This window comes from Rhizobium sp. CCGE531 (assembly GCF_003627795.1).
GTDB lineage: Bacteria > Pseudomonadota > Alphaproteobacteria > Rhizobiales > Rhizobiaceae > Rhizobium.
Map to the genome: position 1 here is coordinate 2,584,342 of NZ_CP032684.1, position 21,926 is coordinate 2,606,267.

Annotated in this window: 27 protein-coding genes; 6 read left to right on the forward strand and 21 right to left on the reverse strand. The window is 58.0% G+C overall.

Annotation, left to right across the window (positions count from 1 at the left end; all coding sequences use genetic code 11):
* The first annotated feature begins 414 nt into the window (after positions 1 to 414).
* The 3 genes from CCGE531_RS12565 (at position 415) to CCGE531_RS12575 (ending at position 2,245) form a co-directional block, all read left to right on the forward strand.
* Positions 415 to 1,302, forward strand: coding sequence for a polysaccharide lyase (locus tag CCGE531_RS12565; RefSeq protein ID WP_245459143.1), 888 nt, complete (start codon positions 415 to 417; stop codon positions 1,300 to 1,302).
* 133 nt (positions 1,303 to 1,435) lie between these two features.
* A complete protein-coding gene (locus CCGE531_RS12570; protein WP_120666776.1) occupies positions 1,436 to 1,732 on the forward strand; it encodes a hypothetical protein in 297 nt (98 codons plus the stop codon).
* Positions 1,733 to 2,038: 306 nt separating this feature from the next.
* A complete protein-coding gene (locus tag CCGE531_RS12575) occupies positions 2,039 to 2,245 on the forward strand; it encodes a hypothetical protein (protein ID WP_120664460.1) in 207 nt (68 codons plus the stop codon).
* A gap of 82 nt (positions 2,246 to 2,327) precedes the next feature.
* Here CCGE531_RS12575 and CCGE531_RS12580 read toward each other — a convergent pair whose 3' ends face one another.
* The 13 genes from CCGE531_RS12580 to CCGE531_RS34650 all read right to left on the reverse strand — a co-directional run bounded on the left by CCGE531_RS12580 (position 2,328) and on the right by CCGE531_RS34650 (position 16,465).
* Positions 2,328 to 3,188, reverse strand: coding sequence for a TIM barrel protein (locus tag CCGE531_RS12580; protein WP_120664461.1), 861 nt, complete (start codon positions 3,186 to 3,188; stop codon positions 2,328 to 2,330).
* A 124-nt stretch (positions 3,189 to 3,312) separates the two neighbouring features.
* Positions 3,313 to 3,642, reverse strand: a complete 330-nt coding sequence (locus tag CCGE531_RS34780) for a hypothetical protein (protein ID WP_120664462.1) — start codon at positions 3,640 to 3,642, stop codon at positions 3,313 to 3,315.
* A 72-nt stretch (positions 3,643 to 3,714) separates the two neighbouring features.
* On the reverse strand, positions 3,715 to 3,966 hold the full coding sequence (locus tag CCGE531_RS12590) for a hypothetical protein (RefSeq protein ID WP_120664463.1): 252 nt from the start codon (positions 3,964 to 3,966) through the stop codon (positions 3,715 to 3,717).
* 122 nt (positions 3,967 to 4,088) lie between these two features.
* Positions 4,089 to 4,721 (reverse strand): hypothetical protein, encoded by a 633-nt coding sequence (locus tag CCGE531_RS12595; protein ID WP_120664464.1) that lies wholly within the window; start codon positions 4,719 to 4,721, stop codon positions 4,089 to 4,091.
* Positions 4,722 to 4,885: 164 nt separating this feature from the next.
* Complete coding sequence (locus tag CCGE531_RS12600; RefSeq protein ID WP_162943901.1) at positions 4,886 to 5,092, reverse strand: hypothetical protein; 207 nt, start codon at positions 5,090 to 5,092, stop codon at positions 4,886 to 4,888.
* A 10-nt stretch (positions 5,093 to 5,102) separates the two neighbouring features.
* Positions 5,103 to 5,771, reverse strand: coding sequence for a DUF4376 domain-containing protein (locus tag CCGE531_RS12605; RefSeq protein ID WP_120664466.1), 669 nt, complete (start codon positions 5,769 to 5,771; stop codon positions 5,103 to 5,105).
* A 17-nt stretch (positions 5,772 to 5,788) separates the two neighbouring features.
* Positions 5,789 to 6,208 (reverse strand): hypothetical protein, encoded by a 420-nt coding sequence (locus tag CCGE531_RS12610; RefSeq protein WP_120664467.1) that lies wholly within the window; start codon positions 6,206 to 6,208, stop codon positions 5,789 to 5,791.
* Entirely contained in the window at positions 6,198 to 6,629 is a 432-nt protein-coding gene (locus CCGE531_RS12615; RefSeq protein WP_162943902.1) for a hypothetical protein, read from the reverse strand. Before CCGE531_RS12615 ends, CCGE531_RS12610 begins: the two co-directional genes overlap by 11 nt.
* A 4-nt stretch (positions 6,630 to 6,633) precedes the next feature.
* Complete coding sequence (locus CCGE531_RS12620; RefSeq protein ID WP_120664469.1) at positions 6,634 to 12,528, reverse strand: phage tail protein; 5,895 nt, start codon at positions 12,526 to 12,528, stop codon at positions 6,634 to 6,636.
* 105 nt (positions 12,529 to 12,633) lie between these two features.
* On the reverse strand, positions 12,634 to 13,062 hold the full coding sequence (locus tag CCGE531_RS12625; protein WP_120664470.1) for a hypothetical protein: 429 nt from the start codon (positions 13,060 to 13,062) through the stop codon (positions 12,634 to 12,636).
* Entirely contained in the window at positions 13,059 to 13,679 is a 621-nt protein-coding gene (locus CCGE531_RS12630; protein ID WP_120664471.1) for a hypothetical protein, read from the reverse strand. The genes CCGE531_RS12625 and CCGE531_RS12630 overlap by 4 nt, the downstream gene beginning before the upstream one ends.
* Before the next feature lie 3 nt (positions 13,680 to 13,682).
* Positions 13,683 to 14,327 carry a hypothetical protein gene (locus tag CCGE531_RS12635; RefSeq protein WP_120664472.1) on the reverse strand — a complete coding sequence of 215 codons (645 nt, stop codon included), beginning with the start codon at positions 14,325 to 14,327 and terminating at the stop codon, positions 13,683 to 13,685.
* Positions 14,327 to 16,465 carry a hypothetical protein gene (locus CCGE531_RS34650; RefSeq protein ID WP_205586440.1) on the reverse strand — a complete coding sequence of 713 codons (2,139 nt, stop codon included), beginning with the start codon at positions 16,463 to 16,465 and terminating at the stop codon, positions 14,327 to 14,329. Before CCGE531_RS34650 ends, CCGE531_RS12635 begins: the two co-directional genes overlap by 1 nt.
* Positions 16,466 to 16,616: 151 nt before the next feature.
* Between CCGE531_RS34650 and CCGE531_RS34260 the strand changes: the two genes are divergently transcribed.
* The 3 genes from CCGE531_RS34260 to CCGE531_RS12660 all read left to right on the forward strand — a co-directional run bounded on the left by CCGE531_RS34260 (position 16,617) and on the right by CCGE531_RS12660 (position 18,529).
* Positions 16,617 to 17,192: a hypothetical protein gene (locus CCGE531_RS34260; protein WP_162943903.1), complete on the forward strand. Its 576-nt coding sequence runs from the start codon at positions 16,617 to 16,619 to the stop codon at positions 17,190 to 17,192.
* 81 nt (positions 17,193 to 17,273) lie between these two features.
* Positions 17,274 to 17,951 carry a transposase gene (locus CCGE531_RS12655; protein ID WP_120664475.1) on the forward strand — a complete coding sequence of 226 codons (678 nt, stop codon included), beginning with the start codon at positions 17,274 to 17,276 and terminating at the stop codon, positions 17,949 to 17,951.
* A gap of 164 nt (positions 17,952 to 18,115) precedes the next feature.
* Positions 18,116 to 18,529: a hypothetical protein gene (locus CCGE531_RS12660; RefSeq protein WP_162943904.1), complete on the forward strand. Its 414-nt coding sequence runs from the start codon at positions 18,116 to 18,118 to the stop codon at positions 18,527 to 18,529.
* Between the two features lie 122 nt (positions 18,530 to 18,651).
* On the opposite strand, the gene CCGE531_RS12665 is transcribed toward CCGE531_RS12660, so the two are convergent.
* The 8 genes from CCGE531_RS12665 to CCGE531_RS12700 all read right to left on the reverse strand — a co-directional run bounded on the left by CCGE531_RS12665 (position 18,652) and on the right by CCGE531_RS12700 (position 21,913).
* Positions 18,652 to 18,957, reverse strand: a complete 306-nt coding sequence (locus CCGE531_RS12665) for a hypothetical protein (RefSeq protein WP_120664477.1) — start codon at positions 18,955 to 18,957, stop codon at positions 18,652 to 18,654.
* 23 nt (positions 18,958 to 18,980) lie between these two features.
* A complete protein-coding gene (locus tag CCGE531_RS12670) occupies positions 18,981 to 19,382 on the reverse strand; it encodes a hypothetical protein (RefSeq protein WP_004116243.1) in 402 nt (133 codons plus the stop codon).
* Between the two features lie 83 nt (positions 19,383 to 19,465).
* The gene (locus tag CCGE531_RS12675; protein WP_120664478.1) at positions 19,466 to 19,951 is read right to left on the reverse strand and encodes a hypothetical protein; all 486 of its coding nucleotides are present in this window, start codon (positions 19,949 to 19,951) and stop codon (positions 19,466 to 19,468) included.
* Positions 19,952 to 19,954: 3 nt separating this feature from the next.
* Complete coding sequence (locus tag CCGE531_RS12680) at positions 19,955 to 20,386, reverse strand: phage tail terminator-like protein (RefSeq protein WP_120664479.1); 432 nt, start codon at positions 20,384 to 20,386, stop codon at positions 19,955 to 19,957.
* Between the two features lie 36 nt (positions 20,387 to 20,422).
* On the reverse strand, positions 20,423 to 20,815 hold the full coding sequence (locus CCGE531_RS12685) for an HK97 gp10 family phage protein (protein ID WP_120664480.1): 393 nt from the start codon (positions 20,813 to 20,815) through the stop codon (positions 20,423 to 20,425).
* Between the two features lie 20 nt (positions 20,816 to 20,835).
* Positions 20,836 to 21,063, reverse strand: coding sequence for a hypothetical protein (locus tag CCGE531_RS12690; protein WP_120664481.1), 228 nt, complete (start codon positions 21,061 to 21,063; stop codon positions 20,836 to 20,838).
* Positions 21,060 to 21,416, reverse strand: coding sequence for a hypothetical protein (locus tag CCGE531_RS12695; RefSeq protein WP_120664482.1), 357 nt, complete (start codon positions 21,414 to 21,416; stop codon positions 21,060 to 21,062). The genes CCGE531_RS12690 and CCGE531_RS12695 overlap by 4 nt, the downstream gene beginning before the upstream one ends.
* The gene (locus tag CCGE531_RS12700; protein WP_120664483.1) at positions 21,416 to 21,913 is read right to left on the reverse strand and encodes a DnaT-like ssDNA-binding protein; all 498 of its coding nucleotides are present in this window, start codon (positions 21,911 to 21,913) and stop codon (positions 21,416 to 21,418) included. Before CCGE531_RS12700 ends, CCGE531_RS12695 begins: the two co-directional genes overlap by 1 nt.
* Positions 21,914 to 21,926 lie beyond the last annotated feature (13 nt).

Consider the following 21,926-nt stretch of genomic DNA (forward strand, 5'->3'; position numbering starts at 1 on the left):
GCGGTCCCCAACAGCGACCCTTAGCCGGTTTATCTCATGACCGACATCAAAACGTCGTTGAAGTTGCGGCAGCGAACGATCATGTCCGGGGCGCTGATAGCCGCAACCAAAGCCCAATCCATGGGGATATGAACCGCAAAGCGTCTAACAGGCGGTTAAGGTGATACCGTCAATCATCACATTAATAGGTTGTAGTTCGCGTGGATTTGATTGGATTTGATTTCGCGAACCATCAATCTGGCCTTGAGGCCGCGCAAGCTCTCGCTTGCCTGCAAGAAGCGAACAGGTCATTGATAAAGCTGTATGAATGTCCCGCCAGAGGAATACTCCTGCATGAATGCAAAATACGCACTGCCCGCCATCCTGGCCTGCACCTGCGCCGCAACGCCGACTCTGGCTGATAACTCGGCGCAGATGGTTCTGCATGACGGCTTCGACGGCACGGATTTCGCGCCGTCCGGCCATCTTTATTATCGCGATAACTTCGAACAAAAAGCGGGGGCGATTGAATTTCAATCAGAAGTCACGCGGACTGGCGCCGGCGCGCTAAAGCTGAGTGTCAAACCATTCTGCCCACCCGGTAAAGCGAATTGCAGCGAAAGAGCGGAGATCTGGGAGCGTACCAAGTATCGCGTGCCGTACGATCAGGGAGTTTGGTACGGCTTTGCCGTGAAGTTCGCCGACCCCGTCCCGTCTGGCGATCATCGTTATCTCATTGCGCAATGGAAACGAGAAATCGGGCCGAAGGCGGAGGGAGATTTCAGCCCCTTCCTGGCCCTGCGGCTCAACAACGGCAAGCTTTTCGCTACCGTGGAAACCAACTACGTTGCACCGGTCGAGAAGCGCAAGCTCAAGAGCGATGGTGAAAGTTGCAATGACAGCGAAACGCCTGTTTGGTTCCGGCCGGACACCAATCAGATGCGTGCCTTGGTGGCGACGGATGATAATTGGAATGATGGTGACGGTGGAGAATTCACCAGTTGCACCAACGCAATCAAGGTAATAAATCGCGGCAACAAGCTACCGACGCCTTCTTCCGGATGGATTGACTTCGCCATCTACAGCAAACCCGGCCCGGACGGCTCAGGTCATATCGAAATATTCGCTAACAATAAATGGATTGTCTCGGTTACAGGCCATATTGGACATGCCGACCATGGGCTCGGAAAGAACCAATACTTTAAGTTTGGCCCGTATCGTGCCGCAGATACTACGGTTTGGACTCTCTATTATGATGATTTTCGTCGTTCACCGCATTGCGCTGATGTATTGTCGGACCCCAGTCTGTGTCCCATGAAGTGAGATGATAGATGGAGACACGCCGATCATTGATAAACATCACTAGGGAATGCTACAAAAATCGCTTTTTTTAGCGATGCGGCCGAACTTTTTCTCCTTTCGCAAGTTATCTTCTTTCGTGAAGGAGGTGACCGAAATGCTTACTACCCATCGCGATTGCAAACAGCACGTCAAGAGGAATGCAATACCATCCCTCGGTGAAATCGAAGGCAGGGTCGCGGTTCTGGAAATCGTTGCTCAATCTGCATTGACACACGTCTTCGACGAGGGAGTAGTCGATATTGACGCTGCATTGCTCGCGCAAATTCGCAGGGCCATGCATCACAAGTGCAAGGAACTGAAACTCGACGGAGAAGACACGGCATCGGCACTTTCATATGCCGAAGAGTTGATCGAGGCCGCAGTCAGGGCGTCCTATCCAATTCACCAATGATGCCTTCCAGGCCGAAGCTCGCATTATCCCTTCTAGTGGCGCTGGCGATTACGCTCGGCGTCCTTTTGTTTGTTGCGCCACACGACATAAAGGACAGGCTTACGCATCCAACAGCCCGGCCTGGCGAGCATCAAACTCTGCAGTGATGTGCCGCAAAGAACCCTTGTTACATTAAGAGACACGCTGCCTGTTCCACATCAGGCAGGTGTTAACGTCGAGCAATGAACGCGGTTGCAAATTTCCAAAACCAAAGCAGTGTTCGCGTCACCTACCTGGTACCAGCTCCAACAATGAATGGTGTAGCCAATGTCTATGATGGTCCACGCGCCGCTTTATCCTGAAGACATTAATGTCCTCGCAGGCGCGCTCTTCGCCTGGTGCGCCGAGCGCAGCATAAGAATGCAAAGTCAGGAGGGTCTATCCGCTGCCAACGTGGCTATCGATCTCTACGATGCCGGTTATCAAACCCAGGACCAGCTTCTGGGCGCTCTGTACGACTACGAATTTCATTGACGATCAGGCCCAACACCCCACCTCAAATTCGTAAGTAATATCAGGCCAATCTACCGCGTAGGGGGCTGCGGTTCCGTTTCAGTTACAGGGAACTCTGATCGGCCGCCTCATCTTTCAAAACATTGGCAATACAGTCCCGCTCTTCAAGGATGCCGGACCATTCGTCCCGATGGTACGTCGAATCATAGATTAGCGTAAAAGGGCCCTGATAACCGGCCGCAGCGGAAAGCTTTACGCAACGAATATAATCCTCGGCATCGAGGCCGGCTGCTGAATAATGCCCCTTTGCGTGGCAAAGCTCGGCGCGGCCCATGATCCTCGCGAGATCATCGTATTTTCCGGCACGCGCCCAATTGCCGAAGTCCCCGTTGAGGCCGACTTTGCCGTCCAATGCATCGAGAAGTCGGTTGACCTCCGCTGGACTTGGTAAGAGATCAAACCAGTTTTCCACCACCAAACGCACCCCCGCCGCGGCGGAAAGATCAGCCAGCCGATGCAGATGATTTTCTGCGAGCGTCAAAGCTGTATCCGTCGGCTGAGCCTTTCCGGCTATCACACGCATGTTTTCCGCGCCGAGAGCCACGGCAATATCGATCCAAGTGGCCATCCAATCAGCATCGCGCTGCGCTGTTTCAGGATCGCTAAGGTCCCCTTCTTCAATCAGCAGGGTCTGAACCTTTACTCCAGCTTTTTCAGCAGCCTTGCGAAAATCGGCAAGATAATTCGGAAGGAGGCTCGGCAAATGGAATGAACAGATTTCAAGCCGAAAGACTCCATGACCAGCGCATTGTTGCGGTACATCGATCAGTTCCATTCCCCCCTGCCCATAAGTCAATTGGCGGGCCGGAACTGCCCGATCGCTGGGCTTGTAAGGATAGATGGGACCGAGCGCGCGATGTAGAGACCACGTTGAAACCGCAAAGCGATCCGAAAAATCAACCATACGCTCCCCCATTTTGTCGATCGCTGACGGAACCAAGAAATAGGCTCGCCCAAGGGAATATCAATCGGAAACACGCAATAGATTACCTGCATCAATCATTCGTCCGATGGAGGCAGTCGGACCATTACCGCGTTTGGCGACCTCCTTTCACCCATCTGGAAACTGCGTCAAAGATCAGATCGGCAATCCACATTGCACACACACCGACGACGAAAGCGGTGGCATTCATGGCCGTGAGATCCTTCTGCGGCAGGGGCCAATTGATGGCCCTTAGGTAAAAAAGTGCAGGCTCCGTGAGATAAGCTGCCGCGAGCGCGCCACAGATCGGCGAGGCAATGATCTCTCGCGTCGTATATCGGCGCCTGGAAAGGCCGCGTAGAATGCCGCCGGATAAGCCAGCGACGACGACCCCGACTTTGATGCCCAAAGCATCCAGAAATTCGTGTATCGTCATCGCCGTTCTCGATTAATTTTCGGAAATTGAATATTGCTGCTTATTTATTTGGCGGTGTAGTGGCTAAATGGTTCATTTGCCGACGGGCGGCTGCGGCTTTATCAATCCTGCAACACCATCACGCATGATATTGACGACGATTTTCAGCGTGCTCAGCGCCGCGACAACAGCGGCGGTATAGCCTGGGCCGGCGAAGGATTGTGAGCATTCCAACGTGCCATCGGCAAGTTGGGTGCAGCCCGTTGATAGGAGAATCGCAACGATCAACGCCGACAGCGCAATCAAAACATTCAGCACATTATGCAATATATTGGTATTGAACATCTATTTTCCTTTTCAGTTGATAGAGAATTCGTTCATCGACGCGATATAGCTGCGACTTTAAGCTGTGAATCTGGACGGCGCTGGATATCGGCATAGTTCGTCACCGGCGACTTTGGATGAACCTATCGGGCACACTCGATCGCAGCCGCGAACTTCTTGGCAAGCTTGGCGATATCGGCTGCTCGATCCTTACCATTGATAATCCGACGCGCACCGATCCAATCGGAACTCGTAGCGCTGAAGTAATCGGCAAGCTTTTTTCCCGTGAAGCGGCCATTGATCATGCCATCGAAAAGAATTTCGACGGCTTTACGCGCATCAAGCGCCATATCCGGATCATCGGCGATGCCATATTTGGCGTAATTGTCCCGCCCGGTTATCTGCACGAGGCCGCGGCCACGGTAACGCCAGCCGTCGTCGCTGCCTTCGTCGCCATTTCCCATTCGGTTTGCATAGGCGCGGTTGGCAATCCGCCGCGGCTGGCGAGAGTAAGCAGCAGCCTGCTCGATGTTGAAATACTTCGGAAATGTTGCCTGCAACCCGCCTGCCGAGTAGTTCAAATTTTCAGAGATGGCACACATGGTATGATCCGTCTCGTGATAAGTCGTCGCCAGCATGTAAGCCAGCCAGCGAGGATCGACGGGCTGCGTCTCCAATGCGGCAAGGATTGCTTCCGTGCCATTGACCTGGTTCGTCGATAGCCGCCCACCAAACAATGACGAGCGCACCGTCGCGAAGAACTTCGCGTGGTTCATGAGCTTTATTCCGATTTCAAGAGATGGAGTTGCATTTCAGAGGATGCAGGTGACGCTTGTCGAAAACGTCTTCCGGTGGGTCCGGCCGCACATACAGCCGGACCCAATTCGACCTCCATGTGGATAGCCGTGTAAAATCGAGAACGGTACCTGCGTTCCCTCCATCAGACGGTCCCGCGCACCTCTTGCTCTGGCTCGCTGGCTCGAATTGTTTCCGACGTGTTGATCTCGGCTGGCGGCGCAATGGCAAGCGACTGAGCCTCTCTTTCGGCAAGTTGTGCGACAAGGCGGTCTAGCGCGTTGGCGTAGATCTCTATCTCGCTCTGCAACAGCTCAATTTGCTTCTTCAGAGCGCTTGCATAAGCAGACATTCCGAGGCCCTTAAATGTTAGGCGCCGTGGCAGCATTGGACGGCCACGCAAAACTGTCTATTTCCGCCTTTGTGGTGATCGCACCGGAAATGATCCGGCCGTTAACTTCGCCCTCGGCGGCAAAGCTCGCCTGCACATGCGCGCCGACCATATTGGCGATCACAGTCATCTGTGACGCCGTCAGCTCCACAAAGCCGGCAGCCGTCTTGAACTTGACCCTTACGTCGGGGTTCGCCTGCACGTAGTTGTAGGCTCCGGTAATCAATGATTGGCTTCCCCGGTCGGTCATGACGCGCATGTCGTTGATGACGATACCGCCTGTTTCGACGGCATAGCGCTTGGAGGCGGCATGGGCGTAAAGATCGACCGGAGCCGGCTCTGGAGACCAGCCGGCGACGATGGCGACAAGGCTTACCGGTGTTTCTGGCCAATCAGCAGCCGAACCGACCAAGGCGGCTTCCTTGTTGCTCAATTGATCGAGAATGGCATCCTTGTCGACAGTATCCAGTCCGGAGGTGATCTTGGCGGCAAGCGTCTGCCAGTATTCCGGAACATTGTAGATCTGCTGTCGGCCGAGCCAGAAGGCGGCACATGCCATCCAGCGATCGGCCTTATTCTCCGATCGCGCCGCGAGCAGTGCCTCGACCATCGGTTCATACATGCTGTCTATGCGATACATCTGCAGTCCTTTCTACGTTAGAAGTGGGCATAGGCGCGCACGGCCTGCCAATCGATCTCGCAGGCGGCGCGGATTTCGGAAGCGGTTTTGGCGGCGGCAAGAGCGGCTTTTGCCGAGCGGCGAAGCGCTTCGATCATCTGCGAGCCGACTTTCCAATGCTGGTCTCGGGTCAGGATCTCGACGGCCTTCTCGAAACGGCTAACGCCGTTCTCGGTCGCTTCCACCGTAATATGCGGCGTCTCGCCTTCAGGCACGTTCGCACCTTGCTGCCGATCGGCCACGATCAGCTGCGCCTCGCGGCGCTTTTGCGCATAGACCGCCGCCTGACCGGGGGCGAGCGTAAGGAACAGCCCACGCGCGTCGCCGGTCTGCTTATCGATGTAAGCTTGCGCCTGAAGGCGCTCCAAGGTGAGATCTGCGGTCACCTTAAACAGCATGGATAGTCACCTCGAAATGATGGAAGGCGGCGGGTGCAATAAAGGAAAACCGGTGGTTACCGAGAACGTCGGTCGTAAATTCGAAAGTGCCGTCCTCGATCGGGACGATATCGCCGTCATGAATGACCGAGGTACCGACCGGCACGACGAAGCGCACCCGGTCCACGCTATCGGCCTGCACGGTGTATTCGGTGATCTCAAGCGCAATGCTCTTGGGCGTGATGACGCCATCGAGCACGTAGGACGTCGCGTCGATATTGAAACGATATTGCTCGGCCGGGACTGCCATCACGGAATAGCCGTCACCGAAAAGCAAGTCGGTGCGGGTTAACTCACCCGCCTCACAACTTCCGCTTTGCCGGATACGGCCGCCAAGGCCATGGATGATGTAATGGATTGGTGGGTTCTCTAACGCGCTCATAAGGTTACCTCTTGAATGCGGTCGCAACGATGTTGCTCTCCCGCCAGCCGATTGTGTTGCTGGGGCAGTAAATCTGCAGGGTGTAGGTGTGATAGCCCGCACCGGGAGCGTCATAAAGAGCCGGGACGCCAACAAGTCCAGCGGTGTAGGTCACTTGGGAGGTGCCACCATTGCCGCCACCTTGGACCACCGTCTGAACGACGCCCAGGTAGTAGGTCTGACTGAAGATCGCGGTTCCGTCGCGGAAGATGTTGCAGCCGATCGGCTGCGAATTTTGGCTGCCGCCATTCTGATTAAACTGCCCCAGCGTCATGGCGTTGATCATGACACGACTATCGCCCGCCACCGTAATCCCGACCGCAGCGAGGTTGACGGTTTGATTGGCCCCGATTGTCTGGGTATCCGCAACGCGGCCGGCATTCATCGCCGTGACGGCCCCCGCGCTGATGTTGGACGTACCCACCTGCAACGAACCAATGACGGCAGAGCTGATGTTGACCGCGCCGAGATTGGCGGTGATGGCGTCCAGGCTGTTGACCGCGATCTTGTTCGCCGTCACCGCACCATCGACAATCAGCTCGGCCGAGACGGCGCGGCGCATAACTGGCTTCGACCAGTAGCATGAGCTGCCGGCGCCGGCTGTCTTCTCGACCTGCAGGAGCATGGCAAGTTTGGCATAGCCGCTGGGAATCGTATATCGCCCTTGCAGTCGCACCCAGCCGTTCTTCGTGGCTGTGCTCGCGACAATCGGATATGCCAACGAGCCAGACGGGGTCGAAACCAGGGCATAGACATTCGCCGTCCCTGCATCGGTGTTGTAGGCCCAAACATCGAAGGCATAGACCTCGCCTGCCGTGACCGCAATGAAGTTCGAGCGCGCGCAATCGCGGCCTAGTGACTGAAGCACCCAACCAGCCGCATCACCAGAGACGGTGTCATTGTAGAAGGCCTGGACGTTCTGAGTGATCCATCCGTCCAAGACCCCGGCCTGCCAGCCGTTATCGGCCATGTTGCTGAAGTCCGTCAGGACGAGTTGCTTTGCCGTGATCGCGCCTGCGGCGATCTGGTTGGCGCCGATCGTGTTGGCGGCGAGCTTGTCGCCCGTGATTGTGCCGGCCGCGATCGTGGTGGCGGTGACCGCACCAGCTGCGATCTTGCCTGCCGTCACCGCATTGGCCGCAATATCATCGGCCGTCACCGCGTTAGCGGCAATCTTGTCGGCCGTGATGGCATTGGCGACAATCCCGCCATTGGTGATCATCACTACCCCGCCGTCGCTCCATGGCGTTGGTTCCGTTGCACCGGCCGGAACACTGCAAAGCATCGGCTTGTGCAGGAACAAATAGCTGTCCGTCTGCCCGCCGTTGGTGTCGAGCTTTCGAATGTGGATCGCGACGGCAACTGCGCTTGCGGGTGCCGCGCCGGTCACGCGCAAACGCAGCCACAAATCAGGATTAGTCGAGCTGCCATTGATCGAGGCATTCGAGGCTGGAGCGCTATAGTCGACGTCTTTGCCATCAGAGCCCATCCAACGCAGCCGAAGTTCAATGGTGCAGCGGTGTGCTGACGTGTAGGCGCTCGCCTCGAACCATTCCCCCGGAGCGCAAGAGACAGACTGATTAAATCCAGCCGTCAATGTGTCACCGCCTGGACGTTTCCAACCCACATCTGCAAAAAAGCCGCTCGGTCCGCTTCCTTGATAAAGCATAAGGGTCGGAAAGCTTACGCCAGCCCACGACGTACCCGCAGGACGCATCGCAAGCGAAAGCCCCGGTATAGCGCCACTGGCATAAGTCAGCCGCCAGTTGTCGAGACCAGCTGCGAAATTAGCGCCCTGAAGCAAGTTCTGGCCGGAGCCGACCGCAAGCGCATCCGTCGTCACCGAATTGGATGCAAGCTTGTCGGCCGTGATGACACCGGCCGAGATCTGCGCTGCCGAGACCGCACCCGCCGCAATCGTCCCAGCCGTGACGGAGTTCGCGGCTATTGTACCCGCAGTAACAGCATTGGCAGCAATTTTGCCGGCGATCACTGCGCCATCAACGATCAGGCTGGCTGATGCCTTTCGCAGCAAGCTAAGGCCGCCGATCGAGATGTTACCGTCCGTATAGTTCCTATGGATGTACATTTTGAGAACCGCACCACGTGCCGAGGCGGGTGGCATCATGGCGGCAGTAAATGTCTGCAGGCCATTGGCGGTGCCACCATCAGCGGTACCGTAGACAGTGATATTCGTCCACGTGTCCGGATTGAGAAGGTTGCCACGGGTGTCAAGCCAGTGAATGCGTGCCCACAAGCCGTACTTGGAGCCCGAAGTACGGATCACCTGTATGGAGGCAAGATATTCTTGACCAGCGGCAACCGCGAAAGGCTGACTTTGTCCAATCTGCATGTAGCCGGCGCCCATGAAATAAGTGTAGTCGAACGATCCTTTCGACGTGAAAGCCTGGGCTGTTGAAGGGTTGACGACGGTATCATTGAGCGCAGACCACGCGTCCGGCGTCTGCAATTGGTTGTCGGGAATGAGATTTTCCCAATCTTGCAGAACGAGGCTTCTGGCGGTGATCGCATTTGCCGCGATCTTGTCGGCGGTGACGGCGTTAGCAGCAACCTTGGATGCCGTTACCGCACCATCGACGATCAGCTCTGCGCTTGAAGCACGTCGCATATTGGGTTTGCCCCAATAGCAGAAGTTGCCGTTCGGTGCGCCTGCCGGCTTTGTTACACCCATCGTCGGTTGGATGAAATAAACCCCTGCCGGAACGACGAAATTGCCCTGGAGCGGTGCCCAGGCCTTAGCCGAGCTGGTAGCAAGGGCGACGAAGCCGCCCACGCCATTGAGCGACTGATCCTTCAGGTAGAAGCCGATGAAGACGTCATAGTTTGGGTCGGTGTTAAAGGCCCAGGCGGAGAAATTATAGCTCTCGCCGGGAGAAACTTTGATGAGATTCGGGCCGATAAAAGCGTTGTCATGCTCATCGCACTTGAGAATCCAAGTGTTTTTCATAACGCTCGCACTGGTTTCAAGGTAGTAGCCGGATTGCCCCTTCGTTCCCCAGGCCGAGAGATCGCCCGCCGTGAAACCGAGGTCGATCATGTTGTCGAAGCTGCCGACCACAAGCTTGTCTACCGTGATGGCCTTGGCAGCAATTTGTGTCGCCCCGATCGCGCCGGCTGCAATCTGGCCGGCCGTGATGCTGGTGGCGGCGATCTTGTCGGCCGTGACCGCGCCGGCTGCAAGAGTGTTGGCCGTCACGGAACCGGCCGTGAGCTTCGGTGTCGAAATCGCACCATCCGAGATCTGCGTTCCGACGATCTGGCCTGCGATATCGCCGGCAGCCGTTGCCGCCGTCCAGGCGCTGCCGGTGTAGCGATAAAGCTTGTCGTCGGTCGTCAGATAGACGGTGCGGCCTTCTATATTGCCCGTCGTCGGCAAGGTGGGGACAATTTCCACCGGCCGGATGCCGGAAGCGAACTTGGTCGCATCCACCGCATTTGCGGCAAGCTTGTTGATCGTGATGGCGTTGTCGGCAATTTGAGCGCTGTTCAAAGTCCCGTTGACATCGCCGGCAGCAACCGCCGCCGTCCATGCGCCATCATGGTAGCGGTAAAGCTTGCCATCCGTCGTGAGATAAACCTGCCGGCCTTCGACATTGCCGGTCGTGGGCAGAACGGAGACGACCTCTACCGCCTTGATGCTGCTGGCAAGACTTGTCGCATCCACCGCGCCTTGGGCGAGCTTGGCGGCGGTCACCGCGCCATCGGCGAGCTTGGTCGAAATCACCGCGCTGCTGGCCAGCACATCGGCCGTGACGGCAGCGACCTGCAGCTTTGCCGTTGAAACGGCCTGATCGGCAAGCTTCAGATTGGTGACAGCTTCATTCATGATCTTGGCAGCCGATACCGCAGCATCGGCGATCTTGGTTTGGATGATCGCGCCGTCGAGAACGTCGGCTGCCTGGATGAGGACGTTCGGCGTTTTTACAGTCAGCCAGGCGGACCAATCCGTTGCCCGGTTCGACTTCGGAAGATAGCGGCCGCGAGTCTCATAGTCGGTATTGGCCAGTGTCCATTGACCGGAGATCACCCAGGAATAGGGAGAGGCATAGGGATTGCTGTCGCTGTCGAAAACCACATCGCCGCTGGCCTTGACGCGAACCTGCACCCACACGCCCGTGACGTCGTCGAGATCCGGCGCACAGCTGATCTTGATCGCTGGGCGGCGCTCGATGCCGCCGGCATCCTTGATCGCAAACGGCTCCACGGTCCAGCCGATCATCGGCTGCGACGGCGGCGTGATGGGGCCGAGCCAGCCGATCGCCGTCGGCAATTGCAGACCGGGATGCCAGTCATAGTCAGCCGGATCGACTTCCTTCAGCGTGACCACGATCAGGAAATTCGGCTGCGGTTCGACTTTGACGACAAGAAACTTCTTTTCGTCATAGCCGTTGCGAGCCGACGACCAGGAAACGACGTCGTTCGGCTCCAGGGGATAAGCGTCAGGCGGCAGCGACACCTGGTGCACGCGAAAACGTCGGTAATCCTGGATCATGGCCAGGCCGACGCGCTGCACCTGGTTGGCGAAGGGAACGGCGAGCAACTGAATTTGAGCCGGCAGCCGGCGATTGCCGTCCTGTGCCTCAAGATCGGTGTTGTAACGCCCGGGCGCGTCCTTCGTCGCCCATTTCTCCGCAGGCTCGGGATAGGTGGCCTCGATGGCGTTGTAAGTCGCGGACAGCGAAGGGAACGGCTGGAAATCCTGCTCCTCGGTGACGACGATATCGTCATCCGAGAAGGAATAGACTGCCGCACCAGGCGTACCCACCAGCATCTTGAAGATGCCGCCGACCTCGGCGATGCGGCCGTTGCAGCCCTTCAGCAGTTCAGAAACGGCGTCGAGCGGCTCCTGGTCGCACTGCACGTCATAGCCGGCGCGGAAGGCAGGCTCGCTGCTGCCGCCATCGAGCTGAACTGAGGCATCACAAGCATTTGCCGCAGCCATCCAGTTCGTTGCCGGCAGGCAGAAGGCACCAATGTTCTGGCCGCCATAAACCCATTCCGATCTGTAATAGACGCCACGAGCGAGGTTGTAGATCATGACGGCCGGATTGGCGCTGGGCTCCCAGGTCGACGGATCCGTCCAGCGATGCCCACCATTGCCGCCAACCGAGGAATCCTTGCGAACATCATAAAGCGGTAGCGGATGCGGCTCGAAAAGGCCTGATGGCACACCGGAGAAGAGATCGGTGTTGTGGCGTGAAGTCAGGATGACGACCTGGCAGCCGCGGCCGATCATGGTCGGCTTCCAGGGCCGCTCGGCATGAGTGCCGAATTTGGCAGTCAGGAATGGATCGGGGCTTGTTTGCGTGCCGTCGAGGAACTTGATCCAGAGATAGTCCTTGCCCTTGACGCGGTATTGCAGCACGGGGAAGCCGCGCCCATCCGGATGTGGCTCCTCCCACAGCACGCCGACCTTCTGATCATCGATCCAGACGCTGGTCAGGCCGCGTTCGCCGGCGCGGTTGGGAAGGCTGCCGATCTCGATGACATCGGTGAAATAGGCATTCGGCGTCTTGCCGTCGTCTCCCCAGGTGCCCGCGTACTTGCGTTTACCTGCGGTCGCGTAGCTGCCGATAATGAAGGACATCGCATGATCGTCCCCCATGCTGATCTCGAGCTTGGTTCCGGCCGGCTGCGGTTGATCCTTCTTCGCCAGCGCCTTTTCGACCAGCGACAGGCCGATATTGATGGCCACGGTCAGCACTAGTTTGCCGATTATGCCGATCGAGCCGATGAACTGAGAAATCGCACCGATCGCTGCGACTAGAGGGGCAGCATGCGCTCCATCCGCCATCAGCCAGAAACCGAGGACGTTCAAAAGCAAAATCAAGTATTTCATGGATCGGACGACCTCGATTGACGCAAGGAAAAGTGCCGTCGCAGCTAAAGCTGCGCCGACATGTCACCGGTCAGGGATAATGGAGATTGGCGGTGTAGCGCCCTGTCAGCCGACCCTGAAGGCTCGCTTGGCGTCGAGCAGGTCGACGGTGCCGAGCCCGCTCTCGCGCAGCACGAAGATGCGCTCGCCATTGACGACGCCGAGCGCGTAGCCGAAGGGGACTTCATGCGGGACGGCGGCGATGTCGCCGATGCCGGCTTCGCTCGGATGGATCTCCGGCAACATGCTGGCGACGAGATCGGCGAGATTGTCGAAGCCCGCCGCCTTCATCGTCTTCAGCGCGCCGGCGGCGGTCGAATATTCGCCGCGAAACTGGGCGGCGCAATCGACGCCGGTGATCGCCAGCACCAGATTGCCGGCAAGGCCCGGGCCGCAATCATGGCTGCCCCAGGCAAAGGGCGTGCGCTTCAGCCGATCGATCTCGGCAACGAAGCGGGCGCGCCAGTTCTTGACCCTGACGAGATCGCTGTTCATTTCTGCCCCCATGGGATCTGCCAATTGGCGACGGTGCTGGAATAGAGGCCGAATTCATCGCCGCTGCGGCGCTTCTGGCCTTCATAGGAGGATTTTGCCGGGTTGGTGCGCTCCAGCATGGCGATGGCGGCGGAGATGGCTGAAATCTCGATATCGCCATCCTGCCCAACCGCCGGCGTCTTCACCGGCGCGCCATCGGCAATGCCGAGAAAGGCGATTTCCGGCGCCGCACTCGGCAGGCGCGTGCCGGTATCGAACGACATGTCGTGGATTTCGATCGGCGCCAGCCGCAGATCATAGCCGCGCACGAGCTGCTGCACGGCGGGCGCGATCTGGCCGATGGTGATGGTCACGGTTTGAATCGTCAGATCTGCGGTGCGCGGGATCGGGCTTACCTTCAGATTGAGGCCGCCATAATAGGTCCGCGCCTCCGGCAGACCGGTGACGCCTGAGGTAACGGTGATGTTGATGTCGTCATCGCCGGTCCACAGCCCGATCGAGGCGGGCCCGCCGCTGGCGAGATCCTTGCAGGTGATCCAGACGAAACGACGGGGCACGAGCCCCTTGTCGCGCGCGCCGGTCAGCGTCGCGAAGAAGGCGGAGGTGATGTTCTTCATCGTCTATTTCTTCTGGATGACCTTGAAGGTGGCGCCCGTGGTGATCGGCCCGCTCGCTGTGCCGGGATTGTGGCTGCCCGGCATGACCAGGCATTTGCAGGCTGGCAGCAGAAGGGTCACGCCGAGACCGGCGGCAAAACCGGCCGGCAAATGCGGGAAGACGCCGAAGACGGGCGTAATCCCCTGCCCGCTGGCATCAACCGTTTCCGAGACTTCGAGAAAGGCGTAGCGACCGCCATAGCCGACCTGCATCTTGTCGCCGACGGTCAGCCGATAGCCGACCGGCAGGCCCTTGAGGCTCAGCGAGGCATTGTCGTCACCGAGCGCCGCGACGCTGACGCTCACAGCCCCGAGCTTCGTCCCGTCGGGATCGGCCTGCGGATATTTCGACAGCGGATCATAAAGAAAAAGCGCCTCCTGGGCGCCGTGCAGTTTGCGGATGCGGGCGGCGATCTGTTTCGCCTCCGCATTGTACATGTCGGCCAGCGTCACCGTGCCGGTCCAGAGCGGCGGCGCCAGCTCCGCCTGCCAGACCCGGCCATCGCCGGAGCCGGAAAGCTCGTCATTACGTTGAATGTCCCAGACGACGCTGGAGATCTTCAGAAGATCGGCAAAGGCCGGCAGGCTGTAGGGATAGGAAACGGCCATCAGCGCCTCCGGGGATTGCGGTTGATCTGCGCGACGCGATCGGGAAGCTGCTGATTGAAATCATTCAGCCCCTGCCGCGTTGAACTCTGCGCTTCCGATTGCGCGACATTCTTCACATAGGCCTTCAGATTGCCGTCCTCATCGACGGAAACGCCAACGGTGACATGCACGCCCGAAGCGGAGCCCGAGGCATCGTTCTGATTGTCGGCCCGGAGGCGACGGACGGGAACGGCAGCATCCGGCTGCGCCCGCAGCAATTGCGGCCCGCCCTCGCCGACCACGCCGCCATCGGCATAACCGCGCCGGCCAAGCCGCATCGCCTCGACAACGCCGACGCCGCCCGCCCGGGCAATATCCTTCTGGCTCCAGACGACCTCGCCGGCGTGAACGATGCCGGCAGGTTCATTCTTGCCGCCGGGGCCGGTATAGCCGCCATCGGCCCAAAGGCCGGGAATGCCACTTGCGACGGCCGCCGCCGCCTGCGGCGATCGCGCCAGAATGCCGAGATCCAGCCCACCGCCACCGCCGAAGAGCCCGCCAAGAATACCGCCGCCACCGAGCAGCCCACCGCCTGCGGCAGCACTATTGACCTTGAACAGGCTGTTGAGCACATCGTTCAGCAACCTGTCGGAAATCTTGGTAAGCACGGAAATCGCCGCCTTCCCCAGGGATTTCCAGAGGCCCTCGCCATTGCGCAAGCCGCTGACCAGCGTCGAGGCAAAATCGCCGGCAAGCTCGCGGGCATATTTCAGCTGTTCATTGTAGCGAATGATATTGGCAGAGGCCGAATTCATATCGACCGGCAGGCCATATTGCTTCTGTGTCGAGGCGACTGTTTGATCGATGGTCGAGCGGCCCATTTGATCCTGCTGGAACTGGATATCGCCCGCGAGCTTCTGCAGCGTCTGCGCGTCGGCGACACGCCGATAGGCATCGGCCTGATCGTTGGCCGCCTTGGTCAATTGCGGCATCTGCGCCAATTGCACGGCGCAGCTTTTCTGAAGCTCATCCTGACTTTGCTTCAGCGTGACGACCTTCGACTTCACATTGTCCGTCGCGGCAGCGGATTGAGCGGAGCTCTGGGTGCCAAGTTTGGTTTGTTCGGTGTAAGTTCGTGAAGACTTCGTGAGGCCATCCATCGCGTCTTTCTGATCCTGTATAAGCTTCTTCGAACCGGCGGCCACGAGAGGCTTCGCGTTGCTGTCGCCGCCTGGCACAAAAGCTGCTGCAGTCGACCAATTCTGAAGGTCGCTCTGCGTTCTCGCTGCTTTGTTTTCCGTTGCGCTTTGTCCGATAACCGTCCCACTATCACTTAGCTGAATTGTATTTTTCTTGGATTCATCAGCGGGGGACGAATATTCCTCTACAATTTGGTGCCAAGCAGTGCGCGATTGCTCGCTTAATCGATTTATTGACGCCAGCTCATCGCCCATTTTCGCGCCAGTGTCTGTAAACGAAGCATATAACTTCTCAAGACCAGACACATAGGGCGCATTCTCGGGCTTAGCGATTGCGTTTCTTAGATCAGCACTTACCCTATCGAGATCTTCTTGGGTTATAGTTCTATTTCTCAGGGCAACTTTCAATTCATCATATGAAGGGGAATTGGGACCCGGCAGCATATCAAACTGCGGATTTCTCTCCTGAAATGCCTTAAAGATATCATCTATTTTGGAAAATTTATTACTGATATCTATTCTCGGAGAGATTATCGTATCCACAATTCTTTTCGTTTCGCGAGCAACCGCGAGATCTCTGTCGTATTCCGGTATAGAACCTCCAGATTCTTCCTGTCTTTGCTTGGAGGTTTCATAAGATTTGTTGGCGTTATCCCGAATCTGCATTAGTTTATTATCATCCGTATTATTTGCCACCCACTGAAGAAAGTCGGAAATTACCCCAGCCCCACCACTCACTTCTTGGCGTGGCGACAGAGGGGCGGCTTTTCCCAAGATCCAGCTAATTCCCCTCAATACTTTCTGCTTATCGCTCTCAACAAAGGGCTTGCCGGCATCCGGCGCATGACTTGTCACGAAATCGAAATTCGAGCCTCCTCCCAGCCGATCAAAGTCAGCTCCGGCGCCGATAGCATCATCAGATATCTTTTGATCCGCGATTTGGATTGATTGCGGCTTCACTGTTGATTGTTCGTTTAACGCAACAAGAGACGTAGGCGCTTGAATGGTTCGGCCGCCTAGTCTGCCAAGGCTCGAGTCAAACTTCGAGACTTCGGACGTAGCCTTGCTAACAACTCCGCTAGTACCCCGAATATCTTGGTTTACCCCATTGATGGCTCGCGCGACTGCGCCCGTCGATTTTTCTGCACGAGATGCTTCTGCATTCCAGGCTTTGATATCGGCGGTTGCAACCCGCACACTGGAGCTGTCAACAGCGAGACTTAATGTTGCAACGTCTATCACAGGGCTTTCCTTTTCAAAGAAACTTGCAATATTGTCAGCGGGCATCAATCAGGGGGTGAAAATGCGCCGGATACTCGCCACGGTTCTTCTTTGCATGGTCGCGGATGGCGCCATTGCCGATGACGATCAAAAGATGGTGGATTCCATGGAGGCGTTTACCAGAGCTGGCTTTGATACTCTGAGCGCCGCGTATGTCTGCCGTAACGTGGTCAGTGCCGACAGATACCTAAAGCTCCGCAAAACTATTGAGATAGCATTCGTAGATACAATTAAAGATACCGATCTCGTTCGCAAAACAGTTGATAGCTGGGAAAAAGCAATTTCTAACAGTCCGATATACAAAAACCACCATCCGACAGCCGACCAATGTGCAGATTGGCTCCTCATGAAGCTCCAAAAGTTCAAAGCAGCGTCTGATGTGGTGCAAAGCTACGGTGTTCGTTGACGATTATTTAAGTGTATATGAAAACAGCAGAATTACGGTGACAGTGCACTCACTAGATTCCAGATCTGACCAACACGCCCAATGGCCCGTCTCGCTCGTATCGTCGTTCCTGATATTCCACATCATGTTACCCAACGCGGCAACGGGCGGGCGCAAACCTTCTTTTGCGATGATGACTATGCGCTCTATCGCGATCTCCTGGCTCATCATTGTCGCGTCGCTGGCGTAGAGGTCTGGGGCTGGGTGTTGATGCCCAACCATGTTCACCTCATCCTCGTTCCGGCGGATGCCGACGGTATTCGCCGCGCACTATCTCGCGTTCATCGCACCTATGCCGGCCATATCCATGCAAGGCTGCGCCGGACCGGCCATTTCTGGCAAGGCCGCTTCGGTTGTGTCGCCATGGATGAAGAACATCTGGCCGCAGCGCTCCGCTACGTCGCCCTCAATCCGGTGCGCGCACGCCTTGTCGAACGGGCTGCCGATTGGCGATGGTCGAGTGTCGCTGCCCAGCTTGGACTGATTGAGGATGACGGCGTCACGACCACAACACCGGTCCGCGCTCGCTTTCCCGATTTCGCCGCCCTCCTCACTGCCACAGAAGAAGAGATGGCGTTTGCCACGCTTCGCCGCGCCGAAAGCATCGGTCGCCCCATCGGCAATACCGACTTTTTCGACCGGCTCGAAGACCTCACCAACACCACCCTCAAGCCGGCTCGTCGCGGCCGCAAAGCCAAGGCCGTCATTGGAGAGAATTAGTGCACTGTCACCGTAATTCCGTAATTCGTTAAGTGGCAGTTTGCGACCGGTTCGGTAATCAATATCGCAACATCTGCCACTGGTGTCCCTTTCAAAACCATGCGAAATACAACCCTGCGCTTTGAATGGGGGATTTCGTGATTAGATTGTGGAGATTGGTCAGCGTGGCTTTTTTGCTATCGCTGTTGGCTAGCTGTGATCTCTTTGACGCCAAGATCGTCACAGTATGTGAAAGTGTCCTCAAGGATAGGCTTCGGTCACCGTCCGAATACAAGCGGATCGAAATCACGCGGTCCGAGGAAGCCATTGGCCGCGCAGAGTACAAAGACCTTCTCGGCAGCATAGGTTCTGCTACACTTCAAGCGGTAATGATGGACGATTTTGACAGCGGCCTGATAAAGCCCATGCGGTATACTCTTCGGATAAGTTACGACGCGCCAAACGCCTACGGCACAGCAATTCGTGGCGTGTCCAGATGCGAATACGCAAGCCCATTTGGGAGTGATTCGACGGCTAATGAGTTCAGCGTTCGCATCGATGGCGATACCGACATGGAATGGCGGAAAAAGCTGCGGTAATGGCGACCTGCCCCTCAGAAAACCGCACCAAAAGTTGCAGCCATGGAAGCTGATGTATCTTTCGACCCGACGCATTGAATATCTGCAAATGGGCGGTGGGCCGAAGGATAACGATCGCCTGACTACCCCGCCTCGCGCGCCCTGATCGCCTCCGTCTCCTCCTCCACCACCTGACAATAGCGCCCGTCCATCGCCTTCAGCACGGCGATGTCCTCGCGGCGCAGGAGATTGCCGGTCAGCTGCAGCCAGGCCAGCATTTCCTGGTGGGAGAACGGCGCCGGGCCAGAAAAGCCGGGGGCCTGCGCCGAGCGCAGATCCCAGAACCAGTCCCAGAGCGCATGGCCGGCCTCCGGCACCTCGGCCTCCGGGCTTAAAAGCTCGAAGGCCTCGTTGCGTTCGCGCCGGGTTTCGCCGTTTGCATCGCGCACGCAATCATAGCGCGCAACGATCCCTACGGCTTCTGAAAGCCCTTCGGCAAGCTCTTCATAAAATTTGCGCGGTCCTCCGAGGCGCCGGCCACCTGATCGTAGATCCAGCCGGCTTCCTCGACGACTTCGCGGGCCTTCTCGAAGGAGAGTACAGGCTGCTCGCCTTTCCATTGCTGCTCGCCCCAGCTCCAGGAGGCGATGGCGGCGGCGGCCTTGTCGAGATATTCGGCCTCGACCTTGCTGGTGGTCAGCTTCTTCTTGCGGCTGGCGAGGAAGCGGTCGCTATGCTGGCGAACGATCTTCTTCACCTCGTTGCTCTCGGCCGAGCGGATCATGAAGGAGATGCCGAGCGGCTCCTCGGTGGCCGGATGCAGGAGCTGCAGCTCGAAGAGATCTTCGGAATTGACGAGACTGGAGATATCCAAGGAAACACCTTATCGGTTGGGACATATTCGAGTGGCCGCGCGCCGCAGGAGAGCGGCGCGCGCAAGGTTCCGTAAGATCGCGCTTACGGCGTGGTGACGGGATCGACGCGGATCGGCAGCTGGTTGAGGCCGACCTTGAACTTCTCCAGATCGAAATCGTCGGAGCCGCCGCCGGGATAGAGCGGGCCGGAAACGACGCCGCGCGAATAGAACACCGTGTTGGTCTTGCCCTGCGGCGCGTCGTTGCGCTCGACCTTGATCGCCATGTTGTTGATGTTGAGGGGATCGCCGAAAAGGCGCAGAATGTCCTGGCCGGGATCGTCGGCGATGGAGGCGACTTCGAGCTCCGGATCGCCGGCGTTGGAAACGCCCTTCTGCTTCTGCTGCACCGGCTCATCCAGTGTATTGTAGTTGTTGATGGTGGATTCCGAGCCGAAATCGCCGACCTTGCCCACCTTGCCCACCTGCACCCAGGTCACCGCGGCATAGGCCGTGGCCGTCAGGTCGGTATTCTGGGGCGTCTCGCATACGTAGACTTTCGAGCCCTTCTTCGTGCTTTTGTTCGCCATGGATCATGTCTCCGGTTCAAAGGCGGTGTAGGGAATGGTGACCGGTATCTGCACGCGGTCATCCTCTTGGATCGGGCCTGCGGCCCACGGCTCGCCACTGATCGTGATCTTCACGCCAGAGGCAAACAGCGTCTTGTTGTTGAAATGGTCGATGACCTGGCCGGCGGCATCGAGTGGCTTGATCAGCCCGCCGCCGGCCTTCCAATAGACGGAAACCTGCAAAAGCCCGAGCTTCTGCTGCGGATCATCGCCAAGCGTCACCTGCCGGGGGCGGTTGGGCAGGTAGCTGACGGCCAGGTAATTATCCGGCTTTTCTTGCCCCGCCGGCGGGAAGGCAATGCCCGGCTGCGCCACCGGCAATGGCGGCTGAAATTGGAGTGCTGCCAGATGATCCAGCAGCGCAGCCAGAATGAGAGCGTCCGTCGCCGTCGCCATGCGTCACCTCGCTTAGATTGTTGAGATTTTGAAGGATCAGTCCGTCGTGTCGCGCGCGGCGCGCTGGACGATATCGGGCCATGCCCGCGCCGCGAGCCGCACCATGCCCTGCCCCGCCTGCCCATCCGTGCCATATTCGACTGCGGCGGCGTGCGGCGCGGTGAAACCCATATGGATCATGCCGCCCAACGGCACGCCGAGACCGGCCAGATTGACCGGCTGGCCTTCATCAGATCCCTCAGCATCCCCGCTTTGCCGTGGCAGGGCGGAGACTCGGAAGGAATTGACAAGTTCGCCCGATACCACCGGCGTCGCCTCGACGATCGCCTCGGCCAGCCGCTGCGTGGAGAGGTTCACCACCTCTTCCATGCGCTTCTTGGTCCGCTCGGCCCAGGCGGCGATATCGGCGGAGAAATTAGAGGAAGCCATGTCGATTGCCCTTGATACGGTTATGCGTCCTCGGCGGCGTCGCCCGGTAAAGAGCTACGCCGCTCGAAATTCAAAAGGGTGAGATGGCCGTAACGGGCACGAACCGCAGGTCTGGTGGCTGGGGATTCGGCCTTGTCCCCGCCACTCCTCTCAATCCCCGGCAATGGTGAAACCCGGTTGAGCAGCAGGATGACTCGCGACAACAGCCAAAGCGTCAGGATCGTCTTGAAACGCACGAGTGCCGTCATCGCCGCACCTGCATCTGCCAAAACACGACAGTCCCGCCCGGCGACAGCGGCTGGATATCGACGATCGCATGTTCGACGACGCCGATAAGCAGCCTGTCGGACAGCGTCGGCGTGATCAACAGCCCCTCGGTCGAGAGATAAACCATGCGATCGCCGCGCTGGATCAGCGTATCGGCAATATGCGCTTGGCTCTGATCGAGATCGACAAACGAACACGGAAAATCCTCGCTCGCCTGCACAGGATCGTAGTCCGGACCCGAATTTGAGATGCGCCGCAGACTGCCCTTCTGGCCGAATTTGGTAATCAACCGCTCAGCAGTCGCCCGCGTCCTGTCATAATCAAATGCAGCCATCACACCACCAGAATGCCCGGCAGCACCGGGCGCAGGAGTGGGTAGAGCAGCCCATCGAGCTTGGTCAGCACCGGCCTGGCCGCCGCGATCATGTCGTCGCTTGTATCGGCAACGGCATATTCCGTTTCCAACGGCCCCACCTTCTCGCGCTTTACCGTGCGAGCCGCGACGATAACAGGCGTCAGGCTGCCAGGTTCCGAAAGCTCGAGCGCCGCCGCCTCATAAGCCGCGTAAGTGACGGCCAGCGGCAATGCATCGTCGGCGATCACTTCACCGCTCACCGTCGTCGCCTCGCTGCGCGGCCAGGACAAGGCCTGATCGTAACCGCCGGTCCGCCGCCCGCTGAATTTGGGCTCGTAGAGGCCGTCGACGGCCTGGGATCCACGCATCAGCGCCGCCAGACGATCGCCGTCGCTCGCCACGGCCCAGCCGGCATTGGCACGATCGGCGAAATAGGCATCGGCGGCAGCAAGCGTGCCGTAGAAGGATGCGGACATGAAAGCTCCGATG